13 protein-coding genes are annotated in these 15,719 nt (G+C 58.9%); 7 read left to right on the forward strand and 6 right to left on the reverse strand.

The window, feature by feature from the left end; genetic code table 11:
* Positions 1 to 345 precede the first annotated feature (345 nt).
* The 5 genes from FHT97_RS25795 to FHT97_RS25815 form a co-directional block, all read right to left on the reverse strand.
* On the reverse strand, positions 346 to 1,512 hold the full coding sequence (locus FHT97_RS25795) for an alpha-hydroxy acid oxidase (RefSeq protein WP_183864674.1): 1,167 nt from the start codon (positions 1,510 to 1,512) through the stop codon (positions 346 to 348).
* A 72-nt stretch (positions 1,513 to 1,584) separates the two neighbouring features.
* On the reverse strand, positions 1,585 to 2,550 hold the full coding sequence (locus FHT97_RS25800; protein ID WP_183864675.1) for an acetamidase/formamidase family protein: 966 nt from the start codon (positions 2,548 to 2,550) through the stop codon (positions 1,585 to 1,587).
* 46 nt (positions 2,551 to 2,596) lie between these two features.
* Positions 2,597 to 3,595, reverse strand: coding sequence for an ABC transporter permease (locus tag FHT97_RS25805; protein WP_183864676.1), 999 nt, complete (start codon positions 3,593 to 3,595; stop codon positions 2,597 to 2,599).
* A gap of 10 nt (positions 3,596 to 3,605) precedes the next feature.
* Complete coding sequence (locus tag FHT97_RS25810) at positions 3,606 to 5,081, reverse strand: sugar ABC transporter ATP-binding protein (RefSeq protein WP_183864677.1); 1,476 nt, start codon at positions 5,079 to 5,081, stop codon at positions 3,606 to 3,608.
* Positions 5,082 to 5,224: 143 nt separating this feature from the next.
* Positions 5,225 to 6,169, reverse strand: coding sequence for a sugar ABC transporter substrate-binding protein (locus tag FHT97_RS25815; protein ID WP_183864678.1), 945 nt, complete (start codon positions 6,167 to 6,169; stop codon positions 5,225 to 5,227).
* A gap of 155 nt (positions 6,170 to 6,324) precedes the next feature.
* On the opposite strand from FHT97_RS25815, the gene FHT97_RS25820 reads away from it, so the two are divergent.
* The 6 genes from FHT97_RS25820 to FHT97_RS25845 all read left to right on the forward strand — a co-directional run bounded on the left by FHT97_RS25820 (position 6,325) and on the right by FHT97_RS25845 (position 12,246).
* Positions 6,325 to 7,173, forward strand: coding sequence for a FadR/GntR family transcriptional regulator (locus tag FHT97_RS25820; RefSeq protein WP_183864679.1), 849 nt, complete (start codon positions 6,325 to 6,327; stop codon positions 7,171 to 7,173).
* 218 nt (positions 7,174 to 7,391) lie between these two features.
* On the forward strand, positions 7,392 to 8,312 hold the full coding sequence (locus FHT97_RS25825) for a LysR substrate-binding domain-containing protein (protein WP_183864680.1): 921 nt from the start codon (positions 7,392 to 7,394) through the stop codon (positions 8,310 to 8,312).
* Between the two features lie 167 nt (positions 8,313 to 8,479).
* Positions 8,480 to 9,301, forward strand: a complete 822-nt coding sequence (locus FHT97_RS25830; protein ID WP_183864681.1) for an SDR family NAD(P)-dependent oxidoreductase — start codon at positions 8,480 to 8,482, stop codon at positions 9,299 to 9,301.
* 132 nt (positions 9,302 to 9,433) lie between these two features.
* The gene (locus FHT97_RS25835; protein ID WP_183864682.1) at positions 9,434 to 9,877 is read left to right on the forward strand and encodes a VOC family protein; all 444 of its coding nucleotides are present in this window, start codon (positions 9,434 to 9,436) and stop codon (positions 9,875 to 9,877) included.
* Between the two features lie 100 nt (positions 9,878 to 9,977).
* Entirely contained in the window at positions 9,978 to 11,291 is a 1,314-nt protein-coding gene (locus tag FHT97_RS25840; RefSeq protein ID WP_183864683.1) for an epoxide hydrolase family protein, read from the forward strand.
* Between the two features lie 235 nt (positions 11,292 to 11,526).
* A complete protein-coding gene (locus FHT97_RS25845) occupies positions 11,527 to 12,246 on the forward strand; it encodes a hypothetical protein (protein ID WP_183864684.1) in 720 nt (239 codons plus the stop codon).
* A gap of 687 nt (positions 12,247 to 12,933) precedes the next feature.
* On the opposite strand, the gene FHT97_RS25850 is transcribed toward FHT97_RS25845, so the two are convergent.
* The gene (locus FHT97_RS25850) at positions 12,934 to 13,860 is read right to left on the reverse strand and encodes a LysR family transcriptional regulator (RefSeq protein ID WP_183864685.1); all 927 of its coding nucleotides are present in this window, start codon (positions 13,858 to 13,860) and stop codon (positions 12,934 to 12,936) included.
* Between the two features lie 160 nt (positions 13,861 to 14,020).
* Here FHT97_RS25850 and FHT97_RS25855 point away from each other — a divergent pair, with 160 nt between their 5' ends.
* Positions 14,021 to 15,709, forward strand: coding sequence for a GMC family oxidoreductase N-terminal domain-containing protein (locus FHT97_RS25855; protein ID WP_183864686.1), 1,689 nt, complete (start codon positions 14,021 to 14,023; stop codon positions 15,707 to 15,709).
* Positions 15,710 to 15,719: the final 10 nt, after the last annotated feature.

The raw sequence follows: 15,719 nt of genomic DNA on the forward strand, positions 1-15,719 counted from the left end.
AGTTTATCTTCTTCCGCCCATATCGCGACCGTTTTTATCCCGAGCTCGTTGGCCGCGCGAAACACGCGGATGGCAATTTCCGAACGGTTGGCAACGAGTATCTTGGAAATGGGCATGTGCCATCCTCCTTAAATTACAGACTGACCGGTGAGTGGTTTCGAATTCCGCAGAGAGCCATTCGGCGGCGTTCCACTTCCGCGCGTCTCGCCGCCTGCTTGATCGTTTTCGGAATTGGGATCGCGGCAGCATTTTTTCTTGAATTTATCCTGCTTCCAAGTATGCGCAGGGTAGCCGCAATCCTTTGGAGCGTCGCGACTTGGCCGCGCTCCGGCGCCGTGAATGACCTCAATCGTACAACAAGCTCTTACCAACCTCGGTAATGTCACGCTTGCCACATAGCGCGAGCGTCGTATCCAGTTCCTTGCGGAGGATATCCAGGGTGAGCTTCACGCCATCCTTTCCGCCGGCGCCCAGGCCGTAAAGAAACGGTCGCCCGATAAATGTGCCCTTGGCACCCAGGCAAAGCGCCTTCAGTACATCCTGTCCTGACCGGATGCCGCCATCGAAATGAACCTCGACCCGATCGCCTACCGCCTCGACAACCCTGGGCAGGACAGAGATGGAGGAAGGCGCACCATCAAGTTGGCGGCCGCCGTGGTTGGAAACAACAATGGCATCGGCTCCGGCCTCGGCGGCCATCCTGGCGTCGTCCGGGTCGAGAATTCCCTTCAGGATGAGCTTGCCGCCCCAGCGCTCCTTGATCCAGGCGACATCCTTCCACGACAGGCGCGGATCGAACTGCTCGGCCGTCCATACCGCCAGCGATGACAGATCTGTTACGCCTTTGGCGTGGCAAGCGATATTGCGAAAAGTCCTGCGCCGCGTGCCCATCATCCCGACGAGCCAACGAGGGCGGGTCGCAACCTGCCAGACGTGCTTCGGCGTGAACTTTGGTGGGGTCGAAAGACCGTTCCGCAAATCCTTGTGACGCTGCCCGAGGATCTGCAGGTCGAGCGTGAGTACCAAGGCCGAGCAGCCGGCATCCTTGGCACGATCGATCAGAGACGCAACGAAGTCACGGTCGCGCATGACGTAGAGCTGGAACCAGAATGGCTTCTTCGTCGCCGCGGCGACGTCCTCGATCGAACAAATGCTCATCGTGGACAGCGTAAAGGGAACGCCGAATTCTTCGGCCGCTTGCGCGGCGAGTATCTCGCCGTCAGCATGTTGCATTCCCGTCAGCCCGGTCGGGGCAAGAGCTATCGGCATCGACACCTTCTCGCCGATCATCGTACTTTCGAGTGATCGGTTCGTCATGTCGACCAGCACGCGTTGGCGCAGCTTTATCTTGGCGAAATCCTCTTCGTTGGCGCGATAGGTGGCCTCTGTCCAAGAACCGGAATCGGCATAGTCGAAGAACATTTTCGGGACACGGCGCCGCGCCTGTCGCTTGAGATCATCAATGGTCAGCAACGTGCTCACTACTTTTACTCTCCGCAATCTCGTTTGCATGCTCTACCGGGCGGGGGCGACGAGAGCTTTCCTCGCAGTCCCCGACGCCACGGTCTCACCTCTGAAGTCAACTCAGAGGCATTCTTTCGGGAATTCTACACCGCACGTGAAGAACCCGGTGGTGCACTGGTACACGTTGATCCTGACAAGCGAATTCGCCGTCATATGAAGATAGGCCTCTCGTTTGCTCATGTTGTAGTCTTCGACCAGCCACTTGATCATGTTGATGAAGCAGTGCGAGAGCGCCCGATCCGGGTTGCCGGCATTGCGAGCCGAGTCGACCTGCACCAGCGAATTCGGTTTCTCGATCCGCATCACGCCGGGAACTTGCTTGCCCTTGATGACACTCACTGATGCGGTGACGTCTGCCGCCGTCTCGTTGGCAATGCCGGTAAGCTCGGAGTCTCCCTGCGAGGCGTGAACGTCCCCCAGAAATAGCAGCCCGCCGGAATGAGACGCATTCAAATGGATCTTGTGACCGGCGCGGACGTCTCGGACATCGAGGTTGCCGCCCCAGGGTCCTTGCGAGGTTACGGTGTTCTCCGAACCGCGTTCCGGCGCGGTGACGATGACGCCGAGGAACGGCGCAAGCGGCCACCGGACCTCCCTGCCCACATTCATGACGGCATAGCCGTCGTCCAGGGTGCCGGATGCACCCGGCACATGCTTGATCACGGTCGAGAAGTTTTCATCAATATCGGCGAAATAGGACAGGCCAGCAAGCTGCCCGAAACCGGCGATCGTGCCGGTCCATCCCCAGTCCCGGACCGCAATTTTCTCGATATCGACGACCATGGTGTCGCCTGGCTCGACGCCATTGACGAAGACTGGGCCACCGACAGGGTTGGCGCGGAAGACCTGCAACGCCTTCACGCTCTTGGCACTGGGGTTGACACGGGCCTCCGGCGTGCCGAGCTCATCCCAAAAATTGTCGATCGTCTGGATCGTAAATTTTTCACCCTGATCGACGACCAGTCCCGGCTCGATGTGTGCGCCGAACTCGGTGATGGTCGCTTTCTCGCGCGGAAATGTTTTCATCTATTTCTCTCCCCTTTCAGAAGGTTGTGACTGGTTATACACCCGATCAATTCTTGACCGGAACAACTACGGGCGCCGGGTTCTTCTTCCAGTCCCACTGGTTCTTCAGGAAACGTCGCACGGTATCATCGAAGGCAACGGCTATAATCAGCGTGAGCCCGATCAGTATCTGCTGGAGAAACTGCGATGTCCCCATGAATACCAGTCCGTTGCGCAGCACCCCGACAAAGAACAGGCCGGCCAGCACGCCGCTGATGCGCCCGACGCCGCCCGTGAAGGCCACCCCACCGAGCAAGACAACCGTCAGAGCGTTGATCTCCATTCCCTGTCCGGTAATCGGAGTTGCCGCCGCCAGCTTTGACGCCAGCACCAGGCCCGCCAGGGACGCCGCGACGCCGACCTGAACAAACATCAGAAACTGCACCCGTTCGACTGGAATGCCCATCAGGAAGGCGGCGCGATTACTCCCGCCGACCGCCCGAAGCTTGCGGCCATAGGGCAGCAGTCCGAGCATCACGAAGCCGTAAACGATGGCCAGCATCAGAATAAGGATGTCGAGCGAGATGCCGGCCACTCGAATGACGCCGAGATTGGTAAAGGCCGCAGGCAAGCCGGCAACGGTCCGTCCACCGGTGAGATGAAGGGCAAGGCCACCCCATACCGACAGCGCGCCAAGCGTGATGACAATCGAGTTGAACTTGAAATAGCTGACCAGCAGGCCATTCACTATGCCGGCAACAACGCCGACGGAAAGCCCGCTGACGATGCCGAGCAATGGCGACCCGGTATGGATCATGACGAGAGCGCCGACGACTCCCGAGAGGCTTGCGACCGAGCCGACGGAGAGATCGACACCGCCGGCGATCACCAGGAGCGCAAGCGGGATGGCGACAACACCGAGGGCGGACAGAGCCTCGCCGATATTGCGCAAGTTGCCGAACGAAAGGAAGTTTTGGTTCCAGTAATAGAACAGCAGAAACAGGCAGAGGCAGCCCGCCCACGTTCCATTGCGCGCAACGATGTAAGTCATAGCTTTCGTATTCACTTCGATCTCCTTAATGGGTCGACACGATCTCGACGAGTGACCTGAGAAGACGTTCTGACCAGTCCGGCCCAGGAAGCGTCTCGACACATTCGCTACCGTGAAGTGTCAGGGCGCGGTCGCATAAGAGCTCGATCTCATCCGCCTCCGTCGACGCAACGAGGACCGTCACCCCGGCTGCGGACAATTCCCTGAGCGCCGCCGCAATATCCGCGCGAGCGCCGACATCGACCCCCTGGGTCGGCTGGGCCAATAGAAGCAGTTGCGGGTTCTCGCCAAACAGCCAGCGACCGAGGAAGATCTTCTGTCGATTGCCACCGCTCAACGCGGTTACCGGAGCATCGATATGCCCACCTCTGAGATTCAACACTCTTTCGGCGCGCCTGTAAGTCTCCTCCGCGAGCGAGCGTGAATAGGTGGCAAACCGCGTGTAATGATGAATCCAAGGCAGAACCAGATTGTCGAGCGCGGACATCTCCGAGACAAGGCCGTCTCGTTCCCGGTTGGCGCCGACGTAATAGATGCCCTGTGAAATCGCTTCGTGGGGACTGCGGCAATGCATCCTCCGATCGCCGTGCGTGATCTGCGCGTTCTCATCGGCAATCCCGTACAGCGCGTCGAGCAGGCGGAACTGGGGGCCGGCGGCCATGCCAAACAGGCCGAGGATTTCTCCCTTGTGAACCGGAATATTCCACTCACCGAATTCTATCCCGAGAGAGTGCTTTCCCTTCGTTGATGGCGACCGCGCGGCGGTGGGAGCTGCCGAAGTCTCCAATCCGGGCGCGAGCGCCGAGGACAAATCGGCGACATTAAAGCGATCGGCCCTCTCGTTCATCACGACGCGACCACCACGAAGCACGACGAGCCGGGTGCAGACCGAGAGAATGTCGCGCAGCCGATGCGAGACGTACACTATGCCGCGGCCTTCGGCGGCGAGGCGCCGCAACAGATCGTGCAGTTGATCGGCCTCGTGCTGCCCGAGGGCGCCCGTTGGCTCATCCAGGAACAGGACCTTCAACTCTGTCGAGAGGGCCCGAGCCAGATCGACAATCTGGCGCTCGCCGAATTCCAACGTGTGCACGGGGCGCTCGACGTCCAGTTCCGCGCCCAAGAGCGCCAGCGCATTGCGGGCGACCTCGCCGCGGGCGGTCGGCGACAGCCGCTCCTCGGGCCGGCAGAGTGTAATATTGTCGGCGATGGACAATTCATCGATCAAGGCCGGAAACTGATGGATCACCTTGATCCCGGCTTGTTCGACGGTTCTGGGATTTCCCGCCAACTCGAGCGGCTTGCCGTCAATTTTCATCGTGCCGTTCTGCGGGCGTACGGCGCCGGTCGCTACGTTTACGAGGGTCGACTTTCCCGCGCCGTTGTGGCCGAGCAGGCCAATAATTTCACCGGCGCGAACTTCGAACGACTCGTCATGCAGGGCAGTCAGCCCGCCAAATTGGACATGCACGTCGTGGAGTTCAAAAATGGTATTTGCCACTGGGTCACCCCTAGCAGTTGGAGGGAAAGCGCACGCGCCTTCGATCGTGAACGCATCTCGATGATCGTTCAGGTTCGGTAGGTCAGGCGCGAGCACTTTGGGCGATACGGAAGGCCGGCACCACCGGTGCACCAGGCCTTGATTTACCGATTTCCAACGTAGAAGCTGTCGGCGGTTTCGGGCGTCACCAGGTCAGGCCTTACATACTGGTTCTTAAGTGGCTGGCCGCGAGCTCCAGCCAGGAGAAGCTCGGTATTCACCTTCGCCAGCGTCGAACTGCGGAACGCAAACGCCATCCGATAGATGCTGCCTGGGCTCTTGATCATATCGAGATCCTCATTGGTCACATCCATGGCGGCCATGAATATCTTGGGATCATTGGCGGCAATGCCGCTATCCACGAGAGCCTTGTAAGCACCCTTCAGGTTCTCGTTCGAGTACGAAAGCCAGACGGTCGTGTCCGGGTGTGCCGTCAACTGCTGGCGGGCGGCGTTGTAGCCCTCTTCCCGGCTGATCGATGCCAGCTTGAATATCTGGGCATTCAGCAGGCTTTCGCTGATCTGCTTCTCAATGCCCTCCACCCGCTGCCGCGTCAGATCGTTCTGCTCATCGCTGAGGAGGCCGATCGTTACCGGCTCGCTGCCGTGATTTTTCTTGATCCATTCCACCGCATACTTGGCGATGTCGCGCCCGTCCTGCTCGGGCATCGTCAGCATTGCCGCGGAGACGCCCTCCCAAGAGGCCGCATAGCCTATGACAGGGATGCCGGCTTCTTCGGCCTGTCGAGTGACCGGGACCAACGCATCCGAGTTGATGGGCCAGCCCATGATTGCCTTGACCTCGCCCTGCGCTATCCATGCGCGCCAGTCCTGAACCTGCTGCTCGACCCGGAACTGCGGATCGTGCGTGATCAGCCGATATCCCTCGGCTGCGAGGGCCGGTTTCATCTGCACGATAATGTCGTTCCACAATTCAATTGTCGAACCTCCAAAGCTCATCGCGACGGCCTTTTCCTGGGCTACCGCGCTACTCAAGCTGCAAAGACCACCGATGAGTGCTGCTGCAACTGGCATCAAAATTCGTTTCATCCTGCGCCTCCCTACGCCAAGTGGATTTGCCCGAACTAACACTATTGGTTCTTTTTGTAAACCAATTTTTGCTTACGCATCGATAAGGCGATTGCGTTACTATAGCGACAGACGCGACCGACAGGGCGCCATGCAACACAATGGAGCAGCCGCCATTGAGTAAGTCTGATGATGAAATGACGTACAAAAAAGAACAGTCTGATACTGCCAAAAGATCCCCCGTATCAGCCATTGAATATCCAAAGACGTCAGAGATCGTGCAGAAGCATATTGAACGACTTATTATTACCGGCGTCATGAGACCGGGGGAGAAGCTACCTCCGGAAAGAATATTGGCAGAGGATTTTGGCGTTTCGCGCAACATATTGCGGGATGCCCTTAAGGTTCTTGGCGCAAAGAACCTGATTCGCTCAACGCAAGGCGGCGGAAACTACGTTAACGAGGTAATAGGTGCCGAAATGACTGACCCCCTGGCCTCCCTTCTCCGGGAAAACACGCAAGCCATGGATGATTTCATGGAGTTCAGGTGCGAATTTGAAAGCTCGGTAGCCCATTTGGCCGCAGCGCGCGCGACGCATCCGGATATTCGCGCTTTGAAGCTCATTTTTGAGCGGATGGAAGCGGCTCATCTGGCGAAAGACCAGAGCGAGGAGTCCTCACTGGACGCTGATTTTCACATGGCTCTCGCGGAAGCGTCGCATAACATCGTTATCACGCATATTTCGTATTCGCTGAAGGTCATCATGCAGCAGGAGCTGCTGCACACGCGCCTCGTGCTGTTTGACGAGAGCAATGGCGTCAGGGGCTCGACCGATCGACAGATGGTGCTGGAGCAGCATCGGGAAATCCTAAACGCCGTTTCAGCGCATGACTCCGACAGAGCAGCCACAGCCATGCGCAACCACATTCGCTTTATTCGCGAAAAGCTTCGCGAGATCGGGACATCGGCCGAGCGACACGAAATCGCAAGCGAGAGACTGGCGAGATGGACTTCTCGCGTGTGAAGAGCGAACCTAGTCCCTTAGCACCTCGTCGCTGGAATCCAAGGCCGTCGTAAGAGGCATCTGTCGCCGTAGCCCTGGACCATATGCGCCCACGTGGGCGCGGAGCGAACATTCAAATCAGATCGAATGTCACAAGTGAGCGGCCTCTTGCCTAGGCGTCTGGTCAGCAGCTCTGATTTGCACTACCAACAAGGCATCAAACACTTGCGCGGTGTGTCATGGACCGTCTTGATGCAATGAGGGTGTTCCTTGCCGTGGTCGATGCGGGCAGCTTGTCGGCCGGCAGCAAGGTCCTCAACGCCCCGCTGCCAAGTGTGAGCCGCAAGGTTGCCGATCTTGAGCGGCTCCTTGGGGCAAGTCTCATCATCCGCACTAGCCGGAATGTGCAGCTCACCGATGCAGGGCGCGAGTACGCGGAAGCTGCCCGCAAGATCATCACGGATCTCGAGGAAGCCGAACGCCGCGCCTCTGGTGAGTATCAGGCGCCTCGCGGGACGTTGACGATCACGATGCCTATCGAATTCGGGTGCCGATATGTCCTTCCCATCGCCGTGAGCTTTATGGAGAAGTACCCCGAGGTATCATTGAATCTTCTGTCCCTCGACCGCACTATTCACCTCACCGCGGAAGGCGTGGATGTCGCGATACGGCTTGGTGATCTCGCTGACAGTTCCCTCTACGCAGTAAAGGCGGGTGAATTTCGTGTGCTGACTTGCGCCAGCCCAGCCTACCTTGAGCGTTATGGGATTCCCGCGCATCCCAGTGAGCTTACGCGGCATGATGGAATTATCTTTGATAAACAGACGTTCTTTTGGACATTCAACGTCGACGGCAAGCCTGTAGAAGCCATTCCGCGCAACCGACTCCAGGTCAACACAGCAGCCAACTGTGTCGCCGCAGCGCTAAGAGGCGCTGGTATCGCACGTCTATTCGACTACCAAGTGCCAGACGAACTGTCCTCTGGCACTCTCGTGCCGATCCTCAAGGAGTTCGGCGGCGATCCATATCCGATCCACATCGTCTACCCCCGCCAGGGACTTCTTGCCCTAAAGGTGCGTACGTTCATTGATTGGGCCTTGCCGCGGCTGAGAGCGAACACCAAAACCTACAATAGCGACCTTGGCACGCCATCTAAGTAGATCAGCTCACGAGAGAACTTTGAATAGTGGTGGCTTAATGATGTCCGGCAAAAAGCCGGTCTCCGCGGTCAGGGGCACGCGGAAAAATGTGAGAGGGAGCCTCTCGAATTCGGCAAGTCCCGCAGCCCGCGCGAACGACATACACCTGTTGCGAAAGGATAAACTCCATGTCGCAACCCAATCCCAAAGCTCTTGTCACTTGCGCATCCTGCACGATCGGAATGCTCTATGCGGATCGATTCGCACGACGAGGATACAATGTCACCTTGCTCGCTGGTGGAGCGGATCGATCAACCGACTTTGCCCGGATGCTGCGCGCAGAAACCGCCGTTGAGGTCGAGGTTTTCCCTGGCGACCTCTCGAAAAGTCGCTGCCTTGACGAAGTCGAAGCCCGCATCGGCGCAGAGTGTTTTGACGTCGTCGTAAACAATCTCGCCCTTCCTCCCGGCCGATCATTGACCACAGAGCGCTCGAACGCTCTCGACCGTCTGCTTGGTATCAATGTGAGAGCTTACGCGCGCATTTCGGCGGCTGCGCTTCGTAGCCTGAGGTCACGTCGACAAGGTGCGATCATCAACGTGACGTCGGCGGTCGGTCTTGCCCCTGAAATCTCGAGTGGCGCAGATGGTGCGACCAGAGCGTTTGTGATGGCCCTGACCCGTACGATGCAGGATGAGGTGTCTGAATTTGGGGTCTACGTCCAGCTCGTCCTTGCTGCTGCAACCCGCACCGACGTGTGGCCCTTCCCCGATCAGGAGCCCGAAACCGTTCCCGGCATGATGACGGCAAACGATCTCGTGGACGCGGCGCTGGTCGGATTCGACCGCCGAGAAACAGTCACCATGCCTTCACTGAAACACTCCCATCTTTGGAGGCGCTACGAGAGCGCTCGAACAGCCCTACTGGCTCAATCGGTCAATGGCGAACCCGCCGCTCGCTATCTGCTCCCCAAGACATCGAAACGAGAGGGAGACTCTCAGTTTCCCTGAGTACCGACCACTGATCATCGCGCTTAAATTTACCCCATTCGCGGACCGAGGAACTCCCGACAGAGCTTGGCCCGCGTCCAACGCGAGCAGGAGGCCGATGCCTCGACTGCCATAGCAAGATGGAATGGTCACATGAACCAAGTAACAGCAATTCGAGACAGAGCAACTCAACCCGAGAAGGTCCGCGGCCTGCCGGGACATTCGACCGTGGGCACGAACGATCTCGACGCCGCTGGGGAATTCTACGACAGGCTGTTCGCCGTGTTCGGCATTGGCCGCGTTCTCGTCCAGCCCAACCGTGCAGTTTACTACGGCCACCGCACGCTCGAGTTCGGTGTCGTCAAGCCGTTCAACGGGCATCCGGCTACGCTGGGCAATGGCGGCATGGTCGCCTTCGAAGCGCGCTCCCGTTCGCAGGTCAACGAAGCCTATTCCGTCGCCTTGGCGGCAGGCGGATCGGACGAAGGCGCACCCGGTTCAAGGGGCGAAAACGGCGACGGCCCCTATTGCGCATACTTCCGCGATCCGGAGGGCAACAAGTTTCTCGTCTTCCGGTCCGGACCGGACGAGGCGTAGTCGCACTTGAGAACGGAAAAGCCCATGCGAGCCAGCGTCCTTTCATTCCGAACGCTTAGCCGCATTAACAACACCGACGTCATCGAAGGAAAATAGACCCATGACCGAGATCCTGAAGCAGTCAACCAACGACAAGAGGATGCGAATACCTCTTCGAAATCTTATCGCAGCCGTCGCGTTGATCGGCTCAGCGACCTTCTTGCCACTGCAAGCTGGTGCAGCGGACCTGTCAATTCGACCCTTCAAATACACCGCGTCCGAGACGCAGCTGGCGAACCTCCGGGAGCGCATCCTAGAGACCCGTTGGCCGGAGAAGGAAACGGTCGCAGACAGTTCGCAAGGCGTGCAACTTTCGAAAATCCGGGAACTGGCCCGCTACTGGGCGACGGATTACGATTGGCACAAGGTCGAGGCGAAGCTCAACTCTTATCCGCAGTTCACAACCGAAATCGACGGGTTGGACATTCATTTCATCCATGTCCGCTCCAAGCATAAAAACGCGCTACCGCTCATCGTGACACACGGTTGGCCGGGTTCGATCATCGAGCAGCTGAAGATCATCGACCCGCTCGTCAATCCAACGGCATACGGCGGAAAAGCCTCTGATGCCTTCGACGTCGTGATCCCGTCGATGCCCGGCTATGGCTTCTCCGGAAAGCCCACAGTGACCGGATGGGGACCAGAACACATGGCCCGTGCCTGGGACGTGCTGATGAAGCGGCTCGGCTATCAGAACTATGTGGCGCAGGGTGGCGATTGGGGCGCGTTCGTCGTTGACCAAATGGGATTGCAGGCACCAAAGGGCCTAAAGGCCATCCATACCAATATGCCAGGGGCGGTTCCGGCGGACATCGACAAGGCGACCTTGGCCGGCGAACCGCCCCCATCCGGTCTCTCCGCCGAGGAAAGACGCGCCTACGAGCAGCTTCTTTTCACGTACAAGCACGTGGCAATCTACCAGTTGATGGCAACCCGGCCCCAGACCTTGTATGGCCTTGCCGATTCGCCCGTTGCACTGGCTTCCTACATGCTCGATCATGGCGACGGTGGCAGCCAGCCCGCAAAGGCAGTCACCGAGGCCCTTGACCGACACGAAAGCGCCTCTGGCGAGCTGACTCGGGACGAGATCCTCGACAACATCACACTCTACTGGCTGACGAACACCGGGGTCTCCGCGTCGCGCCTCTATTGGGAGTATAAGGGCGGCTACTTCAACGCAAAGGGCGTAAAGATCCCGGTGGCTGTCAGCGTCTTCCCAGGTGAACAGTATCAGGCGCCGCAAAGTTGGACCCAGAAGGCATATCCCAATCTTATCTACTACCATCAAGTAGAGAAGGGCGGCCACTTCGCCGCGTGGGAACAGCCGAGATTGTTCGCAACCGAACTCCGAAACGCGTTCCGATCGGTAAGGTAGCAAATAACACGCAACGCCCCAGCCGATCCCCATCCAGGGACGGGTGAACATCACCCGTCCCTTTTGAACCGGGCCCTCGGTGCGTAGTGCATCATGCCTATTGGGCCGGGTAGATGAGGGTCTTTCCGCAAATGTGCCTCAAGGAACTTTGCCCTGCGTCTTTTTGGCCGAGGCGGTTTCTTGGCAGGCGACCGCAGCGCCAAGCTGCGCGCGTACTTTTCCTTGGAGTCAGGACATGACCTTTCTTTTGAACAGAATCATCGCAGCCCACGGCGGCCTCGAGCGATGGAAGCGATTCAACACTGTCGAGGCCACGATTGTTACGGGTGGCGCTTTCTGGGGCATGAAGGGTCTTCGCCAAGATGCCGATCCTCGCGAAATAACGGTATCGCTCACAGAGCAGAAGGCGTCAGTAATCCCGTTTGGCGCTGCCAACCATCGGACTGCCTTTACCTCCGGCCGCATCGCTATTGAGACGACAGACGGCAAGGTCATCGCCGAGCGCCTGGACCCACGTACCGCATTCGGCGGCCATGGGAAAACGACCCACTGGGATCCACTTCATCGCGCATATTTTAATGGATACGCGTTGTGGACGTACTTGACTACGCCATTCCTGCTCACTCTTCCGGGCGTGGTCATCCAAGAGCAGGAACCCTGGCGCGAAGAGAATGAAACGTGGCACAGGCTGCGGGCGTATTTCCCGCAGCACGTGGCCACCCATAGCGAAGCGCAGGATTTCTATTTCGGCGACGATTTGTTGCTGCGCCGGCACGATTATAATGTTGATGTCGCGGGAGGCTTTGCAGCTCTACAACGCGCCTACGACTATCGGGAGACCAACGGCATCCGGTACCCGACCAAACGCCGCACCTTCGCACGCGGTGCCGATGATAGCGCCGTAGAGGAACCGTTGATGGTATCCATCGACCTGAGCAACGTCCGCTTTACATAGGGTCGAAAGCCTCTGTTCCATGCCGGCACTGCTTCGTATTACGCCTGATATGCGACGAGTGAGGTCGACCTCCCCATTTAAGCGTTTCCCAGTTGATTGGAAGACTTGTTTGAGTGGGCGAAGCCAACGTCTTGTGACATTAGGTCCACTTCGGACCGATCCCAGACCTTGCCGGCAAGAACTCTAATGTCCGTTTTTCGTGCTGGATGTCCTCGCAGCGGACGGTCGGCCATCGGCCCCAAACGAGATACTCCAAAAATGAGTAGGCAAGAGAGGCTTCTGACGCGAAGCGGAATTTGTTGCCGTAAAGCCGGATTGAGGCGGAGAATTTACAAGTCTCCGTGCAGTCAGGCCCCCGCAACCACGCTACAGTATCCAAAAATAGCCGAAACTACGATCCAGCACGGCACAAGCGCTCCATGCCCCGCCATTCCTTTATCGAACGCATCGTCCAGGAAGCGCGGTTGAAGGCGCGCTGCGGTAAGTGGGTGATCTCGTACGCCGTTTCGAATATCCTGGCAAAGCTGCAGCTTAGACAGGGTCGAGCGCCGCCGATATCGCGCTCGGGACTTCATGAGTCCTCTACGATTGAGACCCAGAGCGTATCGGGTTTTTACCTGTCCCGTCGTCCAGTCCGAGGGGTTGGCTCCGAGGCCGTGTGAAAGATGTTGTGCAAATTCAAGGTTCTTAACCCCAAACACGTTTGATTGCATCGAATGCGGCCACAACAGTGGGATCACCCTTACGAGCTTCCATGCATATGAAGCTCAATGTCGTCGAAATTTTCACCGCATCGGCGATGAAGAGCCCGTGGGCCTGTTGTTCATGGAGGGCGATCGACTCGCGGCAGAGGCTCAAGCCGACGCCTGTGCGGACCATGGCGACCATCGACGCTTCCTGATCGACTTGGGAGACGATGTTCTGACGCAGGCCAAGATCGGTGAACAGTCGTGCCAGCAGCCGGTTATGCACCGAGGCGGGCGGTGTGCCGATCCATGGCAGTGCTGCCAACTGTACCCAATCCGCACCACGGACGAAGCTTGCAAGCGACGGCGGGGCAACGACGCGATAGGTCAGTTGTGCCAGTTCCTTGCCATAAAACAGTTTGGTGGCAGTTTCGTCAGAAAGCTCGACTATAGGATCGTAGTCCCTCGGGTCTCCGAGGAAGAATCCGGCATCCAGTTCATTCCGCCGAAGCCCTTCCGGCACATCGCCGCTCATGCCATGTCGCAATGTTGTCTCAATGCTCGGTCCGTTTTCGATCAGCGCCTTCAGAAACGCGCCCAGTCGCGTGAACTCCGGGTCGATGATGGTGCCGATCCGGAGTTTGCCCCGCACGCGCGTTGCCAGATGCCCGGCTGTCTGGCGGAAATCCGTCAGCGCCGCCAGCACCTGCTCGGCCTTGGCAGCCAGCAGCGCGCCCTCCTGCGTCAACTCCAAACCCGTGGAAGTCCGTCGGAACAGGGAGAGGCCGGTCTCTGCGGCAAGACGTTTCAGTTGCAGCGTCACGGCCGGCTGGGTGAGGTGCAATAGCTCCGCGGCGCGGGTGACGTTGCCCTCCCGCGCCACGGTGACGAATGCCCTCAATGTTCTCAGGTCGGCCGATTGCAGCATATTAGTTTCATTTATAATGCCTTCTATTATTTGTCATTGGATTTTCCGACCGCACCTCCGCTATGGCTCTGAACGATGTAGGCAGGGAGGCTGGCATGCAGCGACAGGATGTCGAAGCTTATGAGTGTGGGTGGTTCCGTCTGAACGGGCGGGCAGCACAATGACGCGTAACGCTTCGCTATCTACACAGCATGCTTTTGACTACATCATTGTCGGCGGCGGCTCCGCCGGCTGCCTGCTTGCCAACCGCCTCAGCCGCGATCCGGCGATGCGGGTGCTTCTCTTGGAGGCCGGCCGCAAGGACGACTATCCGTGGATTCATATTCCCGTCGGTTATCTTTATTGCATCGGCAATCCGCGCACCGACTGGCTGTATAAGACCGAGCCCGACGCTGGCCTGAACGGGCGCTCGCTGCGCTACCCGCGCGGCAAGACGCTCGGCGGCTGCTCCTCCATCAACGGCATGATCTATATGCGTGGCCAGGCCCGCGACTTCGACGGCTGGGCGGCGGCAACCGGCGATGACGCCTGGTCTTGGCAGAATTGCTTGCCTGATTTCAAGGCGCATGAGGATCATTACCGGCTGGACAACGGTGAGGACCCGAAGACTGGCGGCAACAGCCGGTTCTCGGACATGCACGGCCACGGCGGCGAGTGGCGGATCGAGAAGCAGCGGCTCAAATGGGAGATCCTCGAATCCTTTGCAGAGGCCGCCGTCGAGGCCGGCATTCCGCGCTCCAACGATTTCAACAGCGGCGACAACGAAGGCGTCGGCTATTTCGAGGTCAACCAGCGCTCCGGCTGGCGCTGGAATACGTCGAAGGCTTTTTTGCGCCCCGCGAAGAACCGCCCAAACCTGGCGGTCTGGACGCAATCCCATGTCGAACGGCTGATCCTGGAAACCGACGGTTTCGGCCGCAGGCGTTGCGCTGGCGTCGTGGTCCAACGCCAACGGCAGAGCGCGGAGGTCCGTGCCCGCAGGGAGGTCATCCTGTCCGCCGGCGCAATCGGCTCGCCGCAAATCCTGCAACTGTCCGGTATCGGCCCCGCCGGACTGCTGAAGCGACATGGCATCGAGGTTGTGCATGACCTGCCGGGCGTCGGGGAAAATCTCCAGGACCATCTGCAGATCCGCGCCGTCTTCAAGGTCGGCAATGCAAAAACGCTGAACACGCTCGCCAACAGCCTATTCGGCAAGGCGATGATCGGGCTCGAATATGTTCTGAAACGCAGCGGCCCGATGAGCATGTCGCCCTCGCAGCTCGGCGCTTTCACCCGGTCGGACGACAGACAGGCCCACGCTAATCTCGAATATCACGTCCAGCCTCTCAGCCTCGACGCCTTCGGCGAGCCGTTGCACAGCTTACCCGCCTTCACCGCGAGTGTGTGCAATCTCAACCCGGCCAGCGTCGGAAACGTGCGCATTCGTTCCGGCAAGGCGTCGGATGCCCCGGCGATTGCGCCGAATTATCTGAGCACGGAAGAGGATCGCAGAATTGCCGCCGAGAGCCTGCGGCAAGTGCGCAAGATCGTGTCGCAGCCGGCGCTTGCAAAATACCAGCCTGAGGAATGGAAGCCCGGCTTGCAGTTCCAGAGCGACGAGGAACTGGCGCGGCTGGCGGGCGATATCGCCAACACCATCTTTCATCCGGTCGGGACGACGAAGATGGGCCGCGACGACGATCCGATGACAGTGGTGGACAGCCGTCTCAGGGTGCGCGGCATCGAGGGCCTGCGCGTCGTCGACGCAGGCGTCATGCCAAAGATCACCAGCGGCAACACCAACGCACCGACGCTGATGATCGCCGAAAAGGCGGCCGGCTGGATCGTCGCCGATGCGCGCGCATAGAAAAGTCTTG

Source organism: Rhizobium sp. BK399 (assembly GCF_014194695.1).
In the GTDB taxonomy this organism is placed as follows: Bacteria; Pseudomonadota; Alphaproteobacteria; order Rhizobiales; family Rhizobiaceae; genus Rhizobium.